This window comes from Mycobacterium kyorinense (assembly GCF_001672775.1).
Taxonomy (GTDB): Bacteria; Actinomycetota; Actinomycetes; order Mycobacteriales; family Mycobacteriaceae; genus Mycobacterium; species Mycobacterium kyorinense_A.
In genome coordinates, this window is record NZ_LZKJ01000093.1 from 17,662 (window position 1) to 34,781 (window position 17,120).

The following is a 17,120-nucleotide window of genomic DNA, read 5'->3' on the forward strand; positions in this document are numbered from 1 at the left end:
AATTGAGCGGTCGCGTGCTCGACGAACTTGGCTATTATCTGCTGGCCGGAGCCGGTGGTGAGGGGCCGGCCAGCCTGATGGACGAAGCCCGACGCGGTGAAGAGCTGGGCTTCGGGACGGCTTTCATCTCCGAGCGCTGGAACGTCAAAGAGGCATCGTCGCTCGTCGGCGCCGCTTGCGCTGTCACGTCACGTATGCAGATTGCCACCGCCGCAACTAATCACAACACTCGACATCCGTTGATCACCGCGTCGTGGGCCACCACCATGCATCGGCTTTCCGGCGGGCGGTTCACCTTGGGCATCGGTCGTGGCGTGGCCGCGATGTACGCGGCGTTCGGCATACCGGCGGTGACCACCGCTGCGATGGAGGACTGGGCTCAGGTCATGCGCCGGCTGTGGCACGGCGAGGTGATCTTCAACCACGACGGCCCGATGGGCAGCTACCAGGTGCTGTTCCTCGATCCCGATTTCAACGAGGACATCCGGCTGGCGTTGGTGGCTTTCGGACCGCAGTCACTTGCCCTGGGCGGTCGTGTCTTCGACGACGTCGTCCTGCACACCTACTTCACGCCGGAGACTTTGCAGCGTTGCGTCAAAACCGTCAAGGACGCGGCGGAGAAAGCCGGTCGTGACCCAGACAGTGTGCGGGTGTGGTCGTGTTTGGCCACCGTCGGCGATCATCTTCCCGAACAGCTGCGCCTGAAGAAGACCGTCGCACGGCTCGCCACTTATCTTCAGGGCTACGGGGACCTTTTGGTGCAGACCAATAACTGGGATCCCGCGGTGCTGCAGCGCTTTCGGGAGGATCCGGTGGTGACGTCGATCGCCGGTGGCATCGACCACAAGGCCACCCCCGACCAGATCGAACACGTCGCGGGCTTGATTCCCGAGGAATGGCTGGAACCGTCGGCAACCGGATCAGCCGGCCAATGCGTAAAACGCATCCGCAAAGAGTTCGACTACGGCGCCGACGCGGTGATCATGCACGGCGCCACGCCCGACGAGTTGGCGCCGATCGTCGCCGATTATCGAGTGAGCCAATAGGAGAGACATGTCGAAGTACTTGACGGGCAAGGTCATTATCGTCACCGGCGCCGCGAGCGGCTTCGGCAGGCTGATCTCGGAAAAATGCGCTGCCGGCGGCGCAAAGGTCGTCGGCGTGGATGTCAACGCCGAGAGCCTGAACGAGGTCTTCGACGGCATCAGGGCTGCCGGCTTCGAAGGCAGCGGCCATGTCGCCGATGTCACCGACATGGGCCAGGTCAAAGCGGCGGCCCGACATGCCGTCGACACCTACGGTGCCATCGACGTCATCGTGAACAACGCCGGCGTGATGCCGCTGGCATTCTTCGCCGATCATGAACGCGCGTGGGAGAAATGGCATAAAGCGATCGACATCAACATCAAGGGCGTCGTGAACGGCATCGCGGCTGTCTACGACACGATGATCCAACAGGGCCGTGGACAGGTCATCAACATCTCGTCCATCTACGGTAACGCCGGGACCGAGGGCTCCGGGGTCTACAGCGCGACCAAGGCTGCCGTCGATGCGCTCTCGGAGTCGTTACGCGTTGAGGCCCAAGGCAAGATCAAGGTGACGACCGTCAAGCCTACCGGCGTGTTGGGAACCAATCTCGCCAGCTGGGTGGTCAACGAAGCGGCGGTCATCGGTATCGTCGGGCACAAAACTGCTCAATTCTCGGAGAATGTCGACGATTTGACGAACGGTTCCCTTCGACCGCAGCAGACGGACATCGACTCGATACAGTACTGGCTGATCACGCCCGACGACCTGGCGAACGCGGTGGTGCACGTCATCGACCAGCCGTGGGGGATCAACCTCAGCGACGTCACGGTGCGGGCAACCGGCGAGAATTACGTCTACTGATCTCCCCAAATAGGCGCGAGCGTGCGCAAAAACGGTAATTTCCCCGGCGTGTCGGCCGGGAACACGCACGCTCGCGCAGAAAAGTTACGGCAGGATCGCTGTTCGCATCACTGGTTCGGGGGCGGCTTGGCGGCTGTGCAGACCGCGTTGCAGCGTGGCCAACAGCGCGTCGCGGGTTTCGCGGGGATCGATGAGCTCGTCGAAACCCATGTGCTCAGCCGACCGATACGACGCCTGCAGCTCGGCGTTGCGCAGTTTGGCCGAAAGGTCTTCTCCGGCATGTGATGCGCGGCTCAGCGCCGCCGCGCTCATCGCGCCCATCGTCGCACCCGGATACGCGAACGTCGCTGCCTGAGAATCAAAGCCGAGCAGCGACATCACCATCGACCCGAACCCATAGGCTTTGCGCAACGTGACGTGCAGCTTGATCGTCGTGGCCGCGGTCTGCGCGGCGAACATTCGCCCGCCGGCGCGCAGCACGCCCTGACGCTCCGACCGGCTGCCCGGCAGCATCCCCGGGTTGTCGGCCAGAAACACGATCGGCAGGTGAAACGAGTCGGCCACCATGATGAAATGCGCTGCCTTGTCGGCGGCATCGGCGTCGATCGAACCCGCCAGCACCTGCGGCTGGTTGGCCACCACCGCCACCGGGTGACCGCCCAGGTGTGCAAGCGCACAGATGATGGCCCGCCCGAACTGCGGCTGCACCTCGAACCAGTCGGGGCGGTCGAAGATGACGTCGAGCACCGCGCGCATGTCGTAGACCCGCCGGTTGTCGCGAGAGACGATCTCGAGTAGCTCCGGCGTCGGCCGCGGCTCGGCGGTCTCGTCGGTCGTCAGCGATGGGGGATAGGACCAGGCGCTCGACGGAAAGTAGGACAGGTAACGCCGGACGTCGGCGAGTGTGGCCTCGTCGTCTTCGGCGACGTTGTGAATTACGCCGCTGGGCAACGCGACATCCGGGCCGCCCAGGTCTTCCTTGGAAATGTCTTCTCCCGTCGACTCTTTGACGACGGGCGGACCGGCGGTGAAGATCGCGCCCTGCCGGCTCATGATCCGAAAGTCGCACACTGGCGCCACCAAGGCGCCGTGCCCAGCCGACGGACCGAGCACCGCGGCGACCGTGGGCACCCGTCCCGAGCACTGCGCCTGGGCAAGCAGGTCGGTCGGTGTGCGGCCGTAATGCCCTCCGGTGGGCCGGAAGCCGGCGCCTTCCAACAGCATCACCAACGGAATCTTGTCGCGCAGCGCCAATTCGGCGATCCGGTACCGCTTGGAGTTGCCTCCGGGCCCGATGCTGCCCGCCAACGTGGTGAAGTCCTCGGCGCCGACCATCACCGGCGAGCCGTTGACCAATCCGGAACCCACCACGATCGCGTCGGCGGCCGCGTCGCCGCCGACCAGCGTGCCCAGCTCGCGAAACGTCCCCGGGTCCAGCAGTCGCTCCACCCGGGCGCGCGCGTCGAGCTTGCCCTTGCCGCGGTGCTTGGCCAGTCGCTCCTCGCCGCCCATGCCCCACGCGTATTGACGGCGGCGATCGAGATCGTCGAGCGTCTCCTCCCAATCGGGGGGCTTCGTCATCCGCATGTCCTCACTCGTCGACGGGTTGATTAGAGCCTAACCTCCATTGACCCTACTGAATTGCTTACTGTAGCGTCTGCGACATGGGTGTCTGGCTGGCGCCGCGATGAAGGTTGACGGCGGCCTTTTCAGCGACCTGGCTCGGGTGCCGGAATTAGCGGGCACACTGGAAAAACGCGGCTACGACGGCTGCTGGACCGGTGAGATCAACCACGATCCGTTTCTTCCGCTGCTGCTGGCCGCCGAACACACCTCGCGCCTGGAACTGGGCACCAGTATTGCGGTGGCGTTCGCCCGCAACCCGATGACCGTGGCCAACCTCGGCTGGGACCTGCAGACCTACTCGCAGGGTCGGTTCATTCTCGGGCTGGGCACGCAGATCAAGCCGCACATCGAAAAGCGATTCAGCATGCCGTGGAGTCATCCCGTGCGCCGGATGCGCGAATTCGTGCTGGCGCTGCACGCGATCTGGTCGGCGTGGAAGGACGGCACCAGGCTGCGGTTCGAAGGCGAGTTCTATACCCACAAGCTCATGACGCCGATGTTCACCCCGGAGCCGCAGCCGTATCCGGCGCCGAAGGTCTTCATCGCCGCGGTGGGCGAAGCGATGACCGAGATGTCGGGCGACGTCGCGGACGGATTACTGGTCCACGCATTCACCACCAGGCGCTACCTGCACGAGGTGACGATTCCGGCGCTGGAGCGTGGCATGCGACGTTCCGGCCGGGAACGCAGCGGGTTTCAGGTGGCGTGCCCGGTGTTCACCGTGACCGGTAACGACGATGCCGAGTTGGAGGGCGCCGCGGCGCGAGTCCGCAAACAGATTGCCTTCTATGGCTCGACGCCGGCTTATCGCAAGGTTCTCGAGTTGCATGGGTGGGGGCAGGTGGCAACGGAACTGCATCGGCTTTCGCTGCAAGGCGAATGGGACGCGATGAGCGCGGTGATCGACGACGAGATACTCGAGGCGTTCGCGGTCGTTGCGCCGGTCGAAAAGCTGGCCGCCGCGCTTGCAAGCCGGTGCGACGGCGTGATCGACCGGGTGATGCCGTCGCTTCCCCACACCCTTCCGGAGGCCACTGTCACCGCTGTGCTGCAAGAGTTGCGTGAGTAAGGAACCGCCATGACCACACCCACGATGGACGATGCCGCCAAACTGCTCGCCGATCCGCTGGCCTATACCGACGAGCCGAAATTGCATGCGGCGCTGACCCATCTTCGGGCCAACGCTCCGGTGTCGCGGGTCGACGTGCCGAACTATCGGCCGTTCTGGGCGATCACCAAACACGTCGACATCATGGATATCGAGCGGGAAAACATGCTGTTCACCAACTCGCCGCGCCCGGTATTGGTGACCGCGGAGGCCGACGAGATGCAAGCTGCTGTCGGAGTGCGCACATTGATCCACCTCGATGACCCCGAGCATCGTGACCTGCGAGCTATCGGCGCTGATTGGTTCCGGCCGAAGGCCATGCGGGCCTTGAAGGTCCGCGTCGACGAACTCGCCAAGTCCTACGTTGACAAGATGGCGGCGATCGGCCCGGAATGCGACTTCGTGCAGCAGGTCGCGGTGAACTATCCGCTGTATGTCATCATGTCGCTTCTGGGTCTGCCCGAATCCGACTTTCCGCTGATGCTCAAGCTGACCCAAGAACTGTTCGGCAGCGACGACGACGAGTACAAACGTGGCGCCACAGTGGAGGACCAATCCACCGCCCTGCTGGAAATGTTCCAGTACTTCACCGCGTTGACCGCCGCACGGCGCGAAAACCCCACCGAGGACCTGGCGTCCGCCATCGCCAATGCCCGTATCGACAGTGAGCCGTTGTCGGATATCGACACCGTTTCGTACTACGCGATCGTGGCCGCGGCCGGCCACGACACTACCAGCGCAACGATTTCCGGTGGCCTGCACGCTCTGATCGACAACCCCAATCAGTTACAACGCCTGCGCGACGATCTAGGATTGATGCCGCTGGCCGTCGAGGAGATGATCCGCTGGGTCACCCCCGTTAAGGCATTCATGCGCACCGCCGCTGAAGACACCACGGTGCACGGAGTGCCGATCGCCAAGGGGGAGTCGGTGCTGCTGTCGTATGTGTCGGCCAACCGCGACGAGGATGTCTTCGAGACCCCCTTCCGCTTCGACGTCACCCGGGATCCCAACAAACACTTGTCCTTCGGCTACGGTGTGCACTTCTGTTTAGGCGCGGCCTTGGCCCGTATGGAAGTCAACAGCTTCTTCACCGAACTACTGCCGCGCCTGAAATCTATTGAGCTGGCCGGTGAACCGCAGTTCGTCGCCACCACGTTCGTCGGAGGCCTCAAGCACTTGCCGGTACGCTACTCCTTTCGGTAGCGCAACTCACCCGTTCCCGAAATCGAGGACGCCCCGGATGATTTTGCCGTTCAGCAGGTCCACATACGCCTCGTTGATGTCGTCGAGCCGGTAGCGCCTGGTGATCATTTCGTCGAGCTGTAGCTGGCCGGTCTGGTAGAGCCGGGCTAGCCGGAAGACGTCGGCCTTCGGGTTGCACGACCCGAACACCGTGCCTGCCAACGTTTTGTTCATCAAGATGAAGTCCTGCAGGTCGAGGTTGACCGAGCGGGTCAGCTGAGAGGTCATGCCGGTCAGCACGCAGGTGCCACCCTTGCGGGTGAGTTGTAGCGCATCGCGGACGTCGTCGGGCGTGATCAGCGACGGCGAAACCACCACCGCGTCGGCCATCACCCCGTAGGTCAGCGCCCGCACCAGATCCAGTGCCTCAGCGGCGGAAGCAGCGCTGTGGGTGGCGCCGAACTGGAGCGCCGATTTCTGTTTGAACTCCACCGGGTCGACCGCGATGATGCGTGCGGCGCCGTTGATGCGGGCACCCTGGACCGCGCCGGTGCCGATGCCGCCGACACCGACGACGACGACGGTGTCGCCGCCCCGGATCGCGCCGCGGTTGGCGACCGATCCGTATCCGGTCGGGATAGCGCAAGCCAGCAACGCAGCCGGAGCCAGTGGTATGTCCCGTTCGATCTTGACCAGCGAATTAGCCGCCACCACAGTGTGTTCGGCAAATGCGCCGATCTTGGAAATGTGGCCCAGTGGTTTGCCGTCCAGTGTGTGGTGACGAAACGTCCCGTCGGTAGGCATACCGGGAGTCAACGTTCCGATTCCGGTGTCGCAGAGGTACTCCATCCCCGTTGCACACCAACGGCATTGACCGCATACCGCGACGAACGATGTCACCACATGGTCACCAGGCGCCAATTCGGTGACACCTGGGCCGACTTCGACCACCCGGCCGGACCCCTCGTGACCGCCGATGGTCGGGAACATCGTCGGCAGCCCCAGCGACCGAAGTACCTCGTTGGGCGCGGACATGTCGCCTTTGAGGATGTGGTCGTCGGAATGGCACAGCCCGGCGGCCGCCATCTCGATCAGAACCTCGCCGGCGCGAGGCGCGTCGAGCTCGAATTCCTCGACAGCCCAAGGACCGCCGACGTCGTGCAGAATCGCCGCCCGGCTCCTCATGACGTCGCGGTGAAGGTGACCGGAAGTTTGTTGGGGGAGCGGAAGGTGAGCCCCACGATCCTGGCTTCGTCGTCGGACGCCAGCGTCAGGTTTCCCACCCGGTCGAAGAGACTATTGAGCATGACCCGCGTCTCCAGCCGGGCCAAATGCATTCCCAGGCACATGTGAATGCCACCGGCGAAGGACAGATTCGCTTGCCGTGGGCGGTGGATGTCGAACATGTTCGGATTGCTCCAGCGCCTTTCGTCGCGGTTGGCCGAGCCCATGCACAGGTCGACCTGCGCGCCGGATGGGATTGTCCGCCCACCTATTTCGACGGCTTCGGTGGTCGTCCGCGGAACCGTGGTCAGCGGTGTCTCATATCGCAGGCCTTCTTCGAATGCAGCCGGGATCAGCGACCGGTCCTGGTAGACCGTCGCCAGTTGTTCGGGATGGGTCAGCAGCAGGTGGAGCAGGTTGCCCGAGGAGCGGTAGGTGGTTTCCAGGCCGGCCGGCAGCAGCAGCCGCAGAAAGGAAATGATGGCCTCGTCGGTCAGCTTCTCACCGTCGATCTCAGCGGCAACGAGGTCGCCGATGATGTCATCGGTGATCTTGCGGCGCCGCTGCTCCACTTGCGCGAGGAAGTAGTCGTGCAGTTCGATCGATGCCCTTAGTCCCGCCTCGATATCGACTGGGATCGAGATCAAGTCGAAAGACAATCGCCGAAACAAGTCAAGGTCGTCGCGGGGCAGCCCAAGTAGCGTGGCGGCGACCCGGGTGGGGAACTCGAACGTCAAAGCCTTGACCAGATCGGCTGTGCCGTCGTTCTTGATCTCATCGACCAACTGATCGCAGACCGGCGCGATCACCGACGGTTCCCAGCGCTCCAGCGCCGTGGCACGAAAAGCTTTGGCTACCAGGTTGCGATGGTCGTGATGCTCCTTGCCACCCATCGCCAAGATCGTGTGCCCGATCACCAACCCGATGGTCTGATCGTAGGCATGCGAGCTAAAGATCTGGTCGTCGCGGAAAGCCCGGAATACGTCGTCGTACCCGAACAAGACCCACTCGTCGTCGGGCACCAACTCTGGCGGCAACTGTGATTGGTCGGTGAGCGTTCCGTGCCAGACCGGCTCGGTGTGCCGCATGTGTTCGAAGAACGGATATGGGCTGGTTTCGCCGGTGGGGTCGAGCGTGACGGACTGGCCGTGCGGGTCGGTGCCGATGGGCATCAGCGTCCCTCCTGGGCAACCGGTAGGGCCGTCCCGGACCAGCCGTCCGGGCGAACCTCGCTATCATAATATAGATAGCAACGAAGCCCAACGGTCGATGCCTCATGCACCCAGGCGCGGACGAGTCAGTCGGCTATACCGGCTCGAATTTCGTGATCAGCCACTTACCGTCGGCTTTGGTCAACGACACCAGCACGCTGCTCGCCCACATCGCCGGATCGGGCCGGTCTTTACTCACGGTGGTCTGATCGATGAAGACCAACACGACCGCCGAGTCCGGGCGCAGTTCGGACACCGCGGCGCCGACGACCTGAGCGGTGGTCGTCACGTCCTTTCCCTTGACCGCCGGAATGACGACTTCGCGGACCCGCGCCTCGTAGTCGTTCAAGAAATCCCCGCTGAGGTGAGATTTGGCGGCTGTGAGGTCTTGGTCGAGGGTTTTGGACCTATAGGACAGCAACGCGGCCATGCCTTCCGCGGCGGCGGTGGTCGCCGCCTTGGCAGCCGCGTCGCCGGTCTGCGTATCAGGCCGGTACTGGCTGAAATACAGCCAAGCCGCTAGCCCGCTGGAGACCAACAGAAGCAGGACGAGAATGGCCGGAGTGAGTTTGATGTGCACCGCCGCACTGCGGCCAGCGGCCGGCTTGCGCTGCAATGACGTGTCGGATTCCGTTACAGCCTTGTCGATCTCGACGTCGACGCGCTCGGTTGTGTCGTCCGCGTTCACAGCACGAACTCCACTTTCGACAGCTTGATCTGATCGCCGTCCCGGGCGACCGACACGCGCAACCGGAAGGTGCGCGGCTCCTCTTTGGCGCCAGCGGAATTGGTGACGCGTTCAGTGGCCAGCATCAGCACCACGCCGGAGTCCTTGTCGGCCGACTCGACCGCCGTGGCCACCACCGCTCCTTCGGTAACGACCTTGGACTTCTCAACCACCGACGTGAAATCGGCGGCCCGCTTCTGAAAGTCGTCCAAGAATTCGCCGGTGGAACTATTGATCACTCGCTGCACGTCGTCCTTGGCATTTTTGTAGTCCAGCGACAGCATGTTGACGATGCCTTGCTTGGCCCCGGCGACGAACGCCGCGGATCGCTGCTGTTGCGCGACGACGCCGTGGTGATGCCAGATCATGAATCCGCTGGCGCCAAGCAGAGCGCAGATGGCGACGATTGCCGCAGCGGTCAGCGCCGTAGCTATGCCCGGTATCCGCCGGCGCCGCAGGACCGGGTCGCTCGGCACAGCCGGCTCGGTCGACTCGGCGGATGCGGCGGTGGTTGTTATCTCAGTAGCGGTGCTCACCGCGTCGTCGCCGCCTTCGGCCGCTTCCTCTGCCTCGCGGCGTAATCGGATCGCCCGCGCACGGGCCCGTGCTGCTGCGGCCAGCGCTTCGGCCTCAGCAGCTTCGGCTTCGGCTTGCTCGGCCAGCGCGAGGGCGTCCGCGTCCGCCTTGTCGGCTTTCGGGCGCTCGTCAGCCATGCTGTCCCCAGCTTGTCAACGTCATTATCGACAGATCTCCGGTGTCTCTTACTGTATTGACCATTGCTACCATCGGAGAACCAGCGAACCCCGACTGGGACCGATCGTACGGATGAGCAGGACACGCCGACCTTCATCCGCTGCGTTCGTAGGAAAAGCCCAGGAGGCTTAGCCAGCATCATGACTGCCGTCGATTCTCCCGAAAAGATACTCTTCGCCTCCACCACCCAAGCGTTTCTCCAAAAAGAGGTCCCGCTCAGCCGGGTGCGGGCGCTGCACGAAGCAGGCATCTCCTTTGACCGGGCGTGGTGGCGGCGCGCCGTCGAGTTGGGGTGGACGGCTTTGCTGGTGCCCGAGGAATTCGGGGGCGGAGCCGTTTCCGACAGCGGCGTTGCGGATCTGGCGATGGTCGCCGAACAGCTCGGAAAGACGGTGGCGCCCGGGCCGTTGTATCCGGTCAGTACGGTGCTTGCCGCGCTGGCAGGCTGCGGCGAGCCCGAAACCCATGCCGGCACGATCGAATCGCTGGTCTCGGGCGAGACCGTGGCCGCGTGGGCCGTTTACGAACCGGGCCAGGGCTGGGCGCCGGACGAACCGTCGGTAACCGCCACGCCAACCGAATCCGGCTACCGCATTGACGGGGTCAAAGATCGCGTCGAGGCGGGCGCTCAGAGCGACCTGCTCCTGGTGGTGGCGCGCTGCGACGACGGTGTGCGCCAATTTTTGGTGCCGACGGATGCGGCGGGGGTGCGGATCGAACCGCAACAGTCCATCGATCTGGTCAAGCAGTACGCCCGTGTGCATTTCGGCGGTGTGGACATTCACCACAGCGCAGCCGTCGGCTGCGCCGCCGAGACCACCGCGCTGATCGACCGGCAGAGTCAGATTGCCCAGGTGCTGCAGTGCGCCGAAGTGGTCGGCATCCTGCAAACGGTGTTCGACTTCACCGTGCAATGGGCGTTGGACCGCCACACATTTGGGCGACCGCTGGCGTCCTATCAAGCGCTCAAGCACCGCTTCGCCGATATGAAAATGTGGTTGGAGGGATGTCGGGCGACGACGGCTGCAGCGGTCTCCGCGATCGCCGCCGGCTCGCCGGAGGCCGGGTTGACGGCCAGCATCGCCAAGTCCTACGTCGGGGAGATGGCCAACGAGATCGTGCAAGGCTGCGTCCAGATGCACGGCGGCATCGGCGTCACCTGGGAACACGACCTGCACCTGTACCTGCGGCGAGTTGCGCTGTACCGCTCCATGTTCGGCACTCCGGAGGAACACAACCTGCGGGTGTATGCATGGCAAGAAGCCGGAAAACACGCACCGCGGTCGGCTTGATGACCCAGACCGGTGCGACAGCTGCCGCCGAGTCGGTCGAGCAGTTCCGCGCCCGAGCCCGGGCCTGGCTGGCCGACAACATGCCGCGCATCGATCCGGCATCGCCGCCAGTCGCCCACCGTGACGACGAACGCTGCTGGCAACGGGCCCGTGAACTGCAAAAGTTGTTGTACAACGGCGGATTCGCCGGCATTTGCTTCCCGCCGCAGTATGGCGGATTGGGACTGGACTACGAGTACCAGAAGGCGTTCGACGAGGAGAGCCTCGCGTACGAGATGCCGCTGATCCTCAACACGCCCACATTCACGATCTGTTGTGCGACGCTGCTCGACACCGGCAGCGAGGAACAGAAGAAACAGCACATAGCTGCGGCGTTGCGCGGCGACGAAGTGTTGGTGCAACTGCTGTCGGAGCCTAGCGGCGGATCGGATCTGGCCGGTGTACTCACCCGCGCCGACCAAGCCGGCGACCGTTGGGTGATCAATGGTGCAAAGACGTGGAGCACCAGCGCATTTGCCGCCGACTACGGGCTGTGCCTGGCACGTACCAACTGGGAGGTCCCCAAACACGACGGGCTGACCATGTTCTTGGTGCCGATCGCCCATCCTGGAATCACGTTGCGGCGCATCACCCAGCTCAACGGCTCGACAGAGTTCTGCGAGGAGTTCCTCGACAGCGTGGACGTCGGACCTGACGCCGTCGTCGGCGAGGTGAACAACGGATGGGCGGTCGCGTCGCGTCAGCTTTACCATGAGCGTCGCGCGGTGGGCCAGAGCTCCGAATTCGCCAGCGGCACAGGCAGTGAAGGCGGCCGTTCGACGCCGGTGGATTACGTGGCCCTGGTCGACAAAACCGGCCGGTCCGACAACGAACGGGTGCGCGAGATGGCCGGGCGGGTGCTGGTGCATCGCGCGGTCAGCGACCAGCTATCCGGTCACGTGTACCGCAGCGTGCGCGACGGCACCCTGCCGCCGGCCGGCGGCACGCTGATCCGGCTCTTCCACGCCGAGACCGTGACGCTGGACATGGATACCGCGTTGGCAATCGCAGCCTCGGCCGGGGTGGTCGGCGAACAGGGCGAGGGACTGCAAACCGGGTTGCGGTATCTGGCCCGCCAGACGGTGTGCATGGGCGGTGGAACCACCGAGATGGCCCGCAACGTCATCGGCGAGCGGGTACTGGACTTCCCCCGCGAATACGCTGCCGACCGCGGCGTGCCGTTCAACCAAGTGCGGCACGGCAAGTCCCAGTAGCGCGCCGGGCTTAGGCGCTGACTGGTTTGACGACCTTCATCAGCTTCATCAGGTTGCCGCCCATGATCTTTGCGACATCCGCCTCATCGAAGTCAGTGAGCTCGTCGACGAAGGAGATGGGATCCTTCAGGCCCTCCGGATGCGGCCAGTCGGATCCGAACAGCACTCGATCGGTGCCCACCATGTTGACGATCTCGGTGAACCGGTCCTCCCAGAACGGGGTGATGTAGACGCAGCGCTTGAACGCCTCGATGGGGTCCTCGCTGAACGACTTCGGCATCTTCTTGTAGACGCCCTTGAGGCCCTTGAACAGGTCGGGTACCCAGTCGGCACCGTTTTCGATCGACAGGATCCGCAGTTCCGGGTTGCGCGACAGCGCACCGTGGCACACCAGCGCACCCATGGCGTCCAAGATCGGCCGGTGGCCCATCGCGAAGCTGCGGAAGGGAGTCGGCTTGAACGGCAGGAACTCGTCGCCGGGTTCCCACACGTTGGCGAATTCCGAGTAGCCACTGTCCGAAGCGTGCATCGAGACCGGCAACTCGGCTTTGATGCAGGCCTGCCAGAACGGGTCGAACTCCTCGAGGCCGAACGACCGGCTGCCGCGGAAACCCGGCACCGGCGCCGGACGGACCAGCACGGTGCGGGCGCCGCGCTCCAGACACCATTCGAGTTCTTCGAGCGCTCGCTCGACGATCGGCAGGGTGATCACCGGAGTGGCGAAGATGCGGTCCTTGTAGTTGAACGACCACTGCTCATGCATCCACTCATTGAGTGCGTGGATGACGTCGTGGGTCATTTCCGGGTCGTCCTTCATGCGCTCCTCGACCAGGCTGGCCAGAGTCGGGAACATCAAGGCGTAGTCGATGCCGAGCTCGTCCATGACCTCCAGCCGCGCGCCCGGTTCACGAAACGCGGGGATGGCCTTCATCGGCTCACCCAGGATCTCGCGGTAGCTCTTGCCTTGGGCGCCGTGGCGGAAGTAGTCCTCCTGGGCGCCCGGCCGGGCCACCACCTCGAAGGTCGGGTTGGGAATGTACTCGCTGATGTGGCCGCGGACCACGATTTTGGTGCGACCGCGAACCTGCACGTAGTCGATGGCGCGCTTGCGGTTCTCCGGCAGGAACTTCGTCAGCGCCTCCTGCGGCTCGTACATGTGGTTGTCGGCGTCGAATACCGGGAAGGACAGTTCGCGGGACGGCATGGCGACTCCTGATCGTGGTTCCGAAAAGCGGCTGCGGGAGGCGGTAATGACGTTACCACCCAGATGGGCGGATGCGGAATAGTCGTCGGCGGTCAGCGCCGGCCGACTCAGTGGCGTTCCGGGCCGTTGACGATGGCGAAATTCACCGTCGCAGTCGCAGCGAGTTCGTCGTCGTCGCTGCGGTATACGTCCACTTGGGTAACGACGGCGCGTCGGCCGGCCCGCAGCACCCGGGCGACCGCTCGCGCGGAACCGGCGGTAATCGGGCGCAGATAACGGATGAACAGATCAGCGGTGGTCAAGCCGGCGCCCGTCGGCAGATAATGCAGCCCGAGCTGTCCACCCGCTACATCGGCGAGGGTGGCGAGCAGTCCGCCTTGAACCGCGCCGGACGTGTTGACCACCTGCGGGCTGACTGGCAACTCCATCGTGTACTCGTCGTCGTGGTCGGTTTCGCGGAGACCGATCTGCGCGAACAATTCACCCAGCGTCGGCGCGGTCACCTCGCGCTCGTCGTCGGCGCCGAGCGCATGGATGCAGAAGTCGTACAACTGGGCCGAGTCGATCGGCGCGCCGGTCAATTCCGCGCCCAGCCAATGCAATCGCTGGGCACCCAAAACGGTCTGCATGATGATCGCCGCGGCGGCTGCGACGTCGAGCCTGGGACCGAAAACGCCTTCGGAGACGCCGCGTTGCACGATGTCGCGAATCAGCTGATGCAAAGGCGAGAGCACCCGGGCGTAGTCGCGCGGCCGGGTTTCGGCCAGGTGCTGGTTGTAGAGGCTCAACGCCCGGTTGAGGCTGTCCTGGGTGCTGGATTCGGGTTGTGCGCTGATCCGGTCGATCACCAGCTTCATCGCCGCGGTGCTGTCCAGCCCGGCGGTCTCCGCGCGCCAGGCCCGCGCAGTCTGCGCCATCGTCTTGTCGAACAGGGCGAGCAGCAACTCGTCCTTGCTGGAAAAGTGCTGATAGAAAGCCCGCAACGACGTCTTGGAACGGGCGACCACTTCTTGCACCGTGAAATCGGTGCGGCCGGTTTCGCCCAGGATTTCGACCGCCGTTTTGATGAAGCGTTCACCGCGCGTGACGTCGGCTTCGCCGTCCAGGATGGGCATGGGCGCATCTCCTCTTCCGCCGCGCCTGGTCACAACTTGAGAATGAGATTACCGCAGGTAGCGTCCTGACCGCCGCAAACCTGCCCGACGTCGTATCTCGCCGTCAGCTCACCACGGCCCCCGCAACGAAAGAGTTAGCGCCCTTGGACAGCAGGTCAGCGCACGTGTCAGGTCATCGGGCACCCCTCTACTGCCGAGAAGGGCTGTGCGACAGCGGGAGTCGTTTGGCCTCACCGGGGAAGCAGGTACGGTCTGCCGCAAAGTGGCGGTGATCCGTTCGGATTTCCCCCGCGGTACGAGGAGGTTCCAGTACGGTGGCCAGCTATGGGGGCTCGTGATGATGCGCAAGAAGCGCTACCTCGGTCGATGACAGAATCCGCGGAACAAGCGGCGCCAACGACTGTCGAAACCTCCACGGCGGTCCAGACGAGTGACGATTCGCCGCCTTGGCGGCCGTCTCGCTGGTTCCTCGCCGCGATTGTCGCGATCGGCGGCATGCAGCTGATGGTGGGAATGGACAACACCATCGCGGTGATCGCGCTACCTAAGATCCAGAACGAGCTGGGGCTCTCGGATGCCGGCCGGAGTTGGGTGATCACCGCCGCCTTGCTGACCTACGGCGGCCTGATGCTGCTGGGCGGCCGCCTGGGCGACACCATCGGGCGTAAGCGCGCCTTCATCATGGGGGTAGTGGTGTTCACCACGGCCCTGGCCATGTGCGGCATTGCTTGGAACGAAGGCGTTCTCGTCGTGGGTCGGCTGCTGCAGGGGGTGGGAGGCGCGATCGTCGCACCGACCAGCTTGGCGCTGGTGGCGACCACGTTCCCGAAAGGGCCGGCGCGCAACACCGCAGTAGCGGTGCTGGGCGCAATGGCAGGTGTCGGCTCAGTATTCGGCCTGGTTGTGGGCGGAGTGCTCACCGAGGTGTCGTGGCGGCTCGTGTTTTTGGTGAACGTGCCGATCGGGATCTTGGTGCTCTGGCTGGCCCAGACCGCGCTGCGGGAAACTCAGAAAGAGCGGATGAAGCTCGACGCCGCCGGGGCCGTGCTGGCCACCTTGATCGGCACAGCGGCGGTTTTCGGCTTCTCGATCGGGCCCGAGAAGGGCTGGGTTTCGGTGCCGACCATCAGTTTGGCGGCGGTGGCCTTGGCTGCTGCAGTGGCGTTCGTGGTGGTGGAGCGCAGGGCCGAGAACCCCATCGTGCCGTTCGATTTGTTCTTCGACCGCAGCCGGCTCGCTACGTTGGCGGCGATGTTCCTTGCTGGCGGGCTGATGTTCACCTTGGTCCTGCTGGTCGCCGTATACGTGCAGGACATCATGGGCTACAGCGCGCTGCGGGCTGGCATCAGCTTCATCCCGTTCACCATCGCGATGGCCGTCGGGGTGGGGGTGTCGTCGCGCTTGGTGATGTGGTTCTCGCCGCGGGTGGTGGTGGCCGCGGGCAGCGTCCTGGTGCTGGTTGCGATGCTGTACGGCTCGACGTTCAAACACGACATGCCGTACTTCCCCAACCTGGTTGTCCCGATCGTCATCGGTGGCATCGGTATCGGCGCGATGGGTGTCCCGCTGACGCTGTCGTTGATCGCCAGCGTCGGCCCAGACCGCATCGGGCCGGCGTCAGCGATCGCAGTGATCCTGCAGACCCTCGGCGGGCCGATGGTGTTGGCCGTCGTTCAGGTCGCTGTCACATCGCGCACGCTGCAGCTGGGCGGCATCATCGGACCGGTGAAATCCATGAACCCGGCGCAGCTGCATGCACTGGACCGCGGCTACACCTATGGTCTGCTGTGGCTGGCCGGGCTGGTCATCCTGGTCGCTGGGGTGGCGCTGCTCATCCGCTACACCTCGCAGCAGGTGGCACGCGCGCAGGAAGTCAAGAAGGCCGTCGACGCCGGGGGACTGTAACCAACCGCAGCACCGGACCGTGCCCGACCTCAGAGCGCCATACCGCCGCGTGTCACCTCTAATCCAGCAATCGTCAGCAATTATTGCGCGCATCTGTTGCCATCCAACCGACTTGTGGTCATCCGCTGTCCCGATTTCGATTTCGAGACACGACGCCGCAGGTCGGCGGTATCAGTTTTGACTCCAACGCTCGGCCGCGCCTATCGCGGGGCGGCGGGCGCACTCGCTCACAGACCATCCTTCAGTTACTTCAGATTCCGCCGCTTTTGCGAGCGTCACTTTCTCGAAACCGCCGACGGCCGCTGTTCGACTCCCGTAAAGTTTGCGACGGTATGTCAATTAGACGCCCTGGGGGAACTGGTGAGTATCAATCCGTTCGATGACGACAATGGCAGCTTTTTCGTCTTGGTCAACGACGAGGAGCAACACAGCCTGTGGCCGACCTTCGCCGACGTTCCAGCCGGCTGGCAGGTGGTTTACGGCGGAGCGGACCGCGCGGCTTGTTTGGACTACATCGAGCAGAACTGGGCCGATATACGACCGAAGAGTTTGCGCGACAGGCTGGCAACGGGCTGACGGCCCTTACGATTTCAACCGCGGGGGTTGGGGAGTCCTTGGGGAAGATGA

Annotated in this window: 15 protein-coding genes; 8 read left to right on the top strand and 7 right to left on the bottom strand. The window is 64.1% G+C overall.

Annotated features, from left to right (window positions below):
- The first annotated feature begins 2 nt into the window (after positions 1-2).
- Entirely contained in the window at positions 3-1,046 is a 1,044-nt protein-coding gene (locus A5707_RS10155; protein ID WP_065014393.1) for a TIGR03857 family LLM class F420-dependent oxidoreductase, read from the top strand.
- 7 nt (positions 1,047-1,053) lie between these two features.
- A complete protein-coding gene (locus A5707_RS10160) occupies positions 1,054-1,890 on the top strand; it encodes an SDR family oxidoreductase (protein ID WP_065014371.1) in 837 nt (278 codons plus the stop codon).
- Between the two features lie 84 nt (positions 1,891-1,974).
- Here A5707_RS10160 and A5707_RS10165 read toward each other — a convergent pair whose 3' ends face one another.
- Complete coding sequence (locus A5707_RS10165) at positions 1,975-3,471, bottom strand: acyl-CoA carboxylase subunit beta (RefSeq protein WP_065014372.1); 1,497 nt, start codon at positions 3,469-3,471, stop codon at positions 1,975-1,977.
- Positions 3,472-3,577: 106 nt separating this feature from the next.
- Here A5707_RS10165 and A5707_RS10170 point away from each other — a divergent pair, with 106 nt between their 5' ends.
- The gene (locus A5707_RS10170) at positions 3,578-4,585 is read left to right on the top strand and encodes an LLM class F420-dependent oxidoreductase (RefSeq protein WP_065014373.1); all 1,008 of its coding nucleotides are present in this window, start codon (positions 3,578-3,580) and stop codon (positions 4,583-4,585) included.
- Positions 4,586-4,609: 24 nt separating this feature from the next.
- On the top strand, positions 4,610-5,830 hold the full coding sequence (locus A5707_RS10175) for a cytochrome P450 (protein ID WP_197495301.1): 1,221 nt from the start codon (positions 4,610-4,612) through the stop codon (positions 5,828-5,830).
- Positions 5,831-5,836: 6 nt separating this feature from the next.
- On the opposite strand, the gene A5707_RS10180 is transcribed toward A5707_RS10175, so the two are convergent.
- The 4 genes from A5707_RS10180 to A5707_RS10195 all read right to left on the bottom strand — a co-directional run bounded on the left by A5707_RS10180 (position 5,837) and on the right by A5707_RS10195 (position 9,684).
- The gene (locus A5707_RS10180) at positions 5,837-6,994 is read right to left on the bottom strand and encodes a Zn-dependent alcohol dehydrogenase (protein WP_065014375.1); all 1,158 of its coding nucleotides are present in this window, start codon (positions 6,992-6,994) and stop codon (positions 5,837-5,839) included.
- Positions 6,991-8,205 (bottom strand): cytochrome P450, encoded by a 1,215-nt coding sequence (locus A5707_RS10185; RefSeq protein ID WP_065014376.1) that lies wholly within the window; start codon positions 8,203-8,205, stop codon positions 6,991-6,993. The genes A5707_RS10180 and A5707_RS10185 overlap by 4 nt, the downstream gene beginning before the upstream one ends.
- Before the next feature lie 133 nt (positions 8,206-8,338).
- Complete coding sequence (locus A5707_RS10190) at positions 8,339-8,932, bottom strand: hypothetical protein (protein WP_065014377.1); 594 nt, start codon at positions 8,930-8,932, stop codon at positions 8,339-8,341.
- The gene (locus A5707_RS10195; protein ID WP_065014378.1) at positions 8,929-9,684 is read right to left on the bottom strand and encodes a hypothetical protein; all 756 of its coding nucleotides are present in this window, start codon (positions 9,682-9,684) and stop codon (positions 8,929-8,931) included. Before A5707_RS10195 ends, A5707_RS10190 begins: the two co-directional genes overlap by 4 nt.
- A 180-nt stretch (positions 9,685-9,864) precedes the next feature.
- Here A5707_RS10195 and A5707_RS10200 point away from each other — a divergent pair, with 180 nt between their 5' ends.
- Together A5707_RS10200 and A5707_RS10205 are read left to right on the top strand one after the other, a co-directional pair.
- Positions 9,865-11,016 carry an acyl-CoA dehydrogenase family protein gene (locus A5707_RS10200; protein ID WP_065014379.1) on the top strand — a complete coding sequence of 384 codons (1,152 nt, stop codon included), beginning with the start codon at positions 9,865-9,867 and terminating at the stop codon, positions 11,014-11,016.
- Positions 11,016-12,269, top strand: coding sequence for an acyl-CoA dehydrogenase family protein (locus tag A5707_RS10205; protein WP_065014380.1), 1,254 nt, complete (start codon positions 11,016-11,018; stop codon positions 12,267-12,269). Before A5707_RS10200 ends, A5707_RS10205 begins: the two co-directional genes overlap by 1 nt.
- A 10-nt stretch (positions 12,270-12,279) precedes the next feature.
- On the opposite strand, the gene A5707_RS10210 is transcribed toward A5707_RS10205, so the two are convergent.
- Entirely contained in the window at positions 12,280-13,473 is a 1,194-nt protein-coding gene (locus tag A5707_RS10210; protein ID WP_065014381.1) for an amidohydrolase family protein, read from the bottom strand.
- 107 nt (positions 13,474-13,580) lie between these two features.
- Positions 13,581-14,588: a hotdog fold thioesterase gene (locus A5707_RS10215; protein ID WP_065014382.1), complete on the bottom strand. Its 1,008-nt coding sequence runs from the start codon at positions 14,586-14,588 to the stop codon at positions 13,581-13,583.
- A gap of 495 nt (positions 14,589-15,083) precedes the next feature.
- Here A5707_RS10215 and A5707_RS10220 point away from each other — a divergent pair, with 495 nt between their 5' ends.
- Entirely contained in the window at positions 15,084-16,493 is a 1,410-nt protein-coding gene (locus A5707_RS10220) for an MFS transporter (RefSeq protein WP_419866410.1), read from the top strand.
- A 360-nt stretch (positions 16,494-16,853) separates the two neighbouring features.
- Complete coding sequence (locus tag A5707_RS10225) at positions 16,854-17,069, top strand: MbtH family protein (RefSeq protein ID WP_065014383.1); 216 nt, start codon at positions 16,854-16,856, stop codon at positions 17,067-17,069.
- The last annotated feature ends 51 nt before the right edge of the window (positions 17,070-17,120 follow it).

Excerpts from the sequence above, each read along its gene's own strand:
- A5707_RS10160 (WP_065014371.1), top strand. The coding sequence starts at position 1,054 with ATGTCGAAGTACTTGACGGGCAAGGTCATTATCGTCACCGGCGCCGCG.
- A5707_RS10165 (WP_065014372.1), bottom strand. The coding sequence starts at position 3,471 with ATGACGAAGCCCCCCGATTGGGAGGAGACGCTCGACGATCTCGATCGC.
- A5707_RS10170 (WP_065014373.1), top strand. The coding sequence starts at position 3,578 with ATGAAGGTTGACGGCGGCCTTTTCAGCGACCTGGCTCGGGTGCCGGAA.
- A5707_RS10175 (WP_197495301.1), top strand. The coding sequence starts at position 4,610 with ATGGACGATGCCGCCAAACTGCTCGCCGATCCGCTGGCCTATACCGAC.
- A5707_RS10180 (WP_065014375.1), bottom strand. The coding sequence starts at position 6,994 with ATGAGGAGCCGGGCGGCGATTCTGCACGACGTCGGCGGTCCTTGGGCT.
- A5707_RS10185 (WP_065014376.1), bottom strand. The coding sequence starts at position 8,205 with ATGCCCATCGGCACCGACCCGCACGGCCAGTCCGTCACGCTCGACCCC.
- A5707_RS10195 (WP_065014378.1), bottom strand. The coding sequence starts at position 9,684 with ATGGCTGACGAGCGCCCGAAAGCCGACAAGGCGGACGCGGACGCCCTC.
- A5707_RS10200 (WP_065014379.1), top strand. The coding sequence starts at position 9,865 with ATGACTGCCGTCGATTCTCCCGAAAAGATACTCTTCGCCTCCACCACC.
- A5707_RS10205 (WP_065014380.1), top strand. The coding sequence starts at position 11,016 with ATGACCCAGACCGGTGCGACAGCTGCCGCCGAGTCGGTCGAGCAGTTC.
- A5707_RS10210 (WP_065014381.1), bottom strand. The coding sequence starts at position 13,473 with ATGCCGTCCCGCGAACTGTCCTTCCCGGTATTCGACGCCGACAACCAC.
- A5707_RS10215 (WP_065014382.1), bottom strand. The coding sequence starts at position 14,588 with ATGCCCATCCTGGACGGCGAAGCCGACGTCACGCGCGGTGAACGCTTC.
- A5707_RS10220 (WP_419866410.1), top strand. The coding sequence starts at position 15,084 with ATGCAGCTGATGGTGGGAATGGACAACACCATCGCGGTGATCGCGCTA.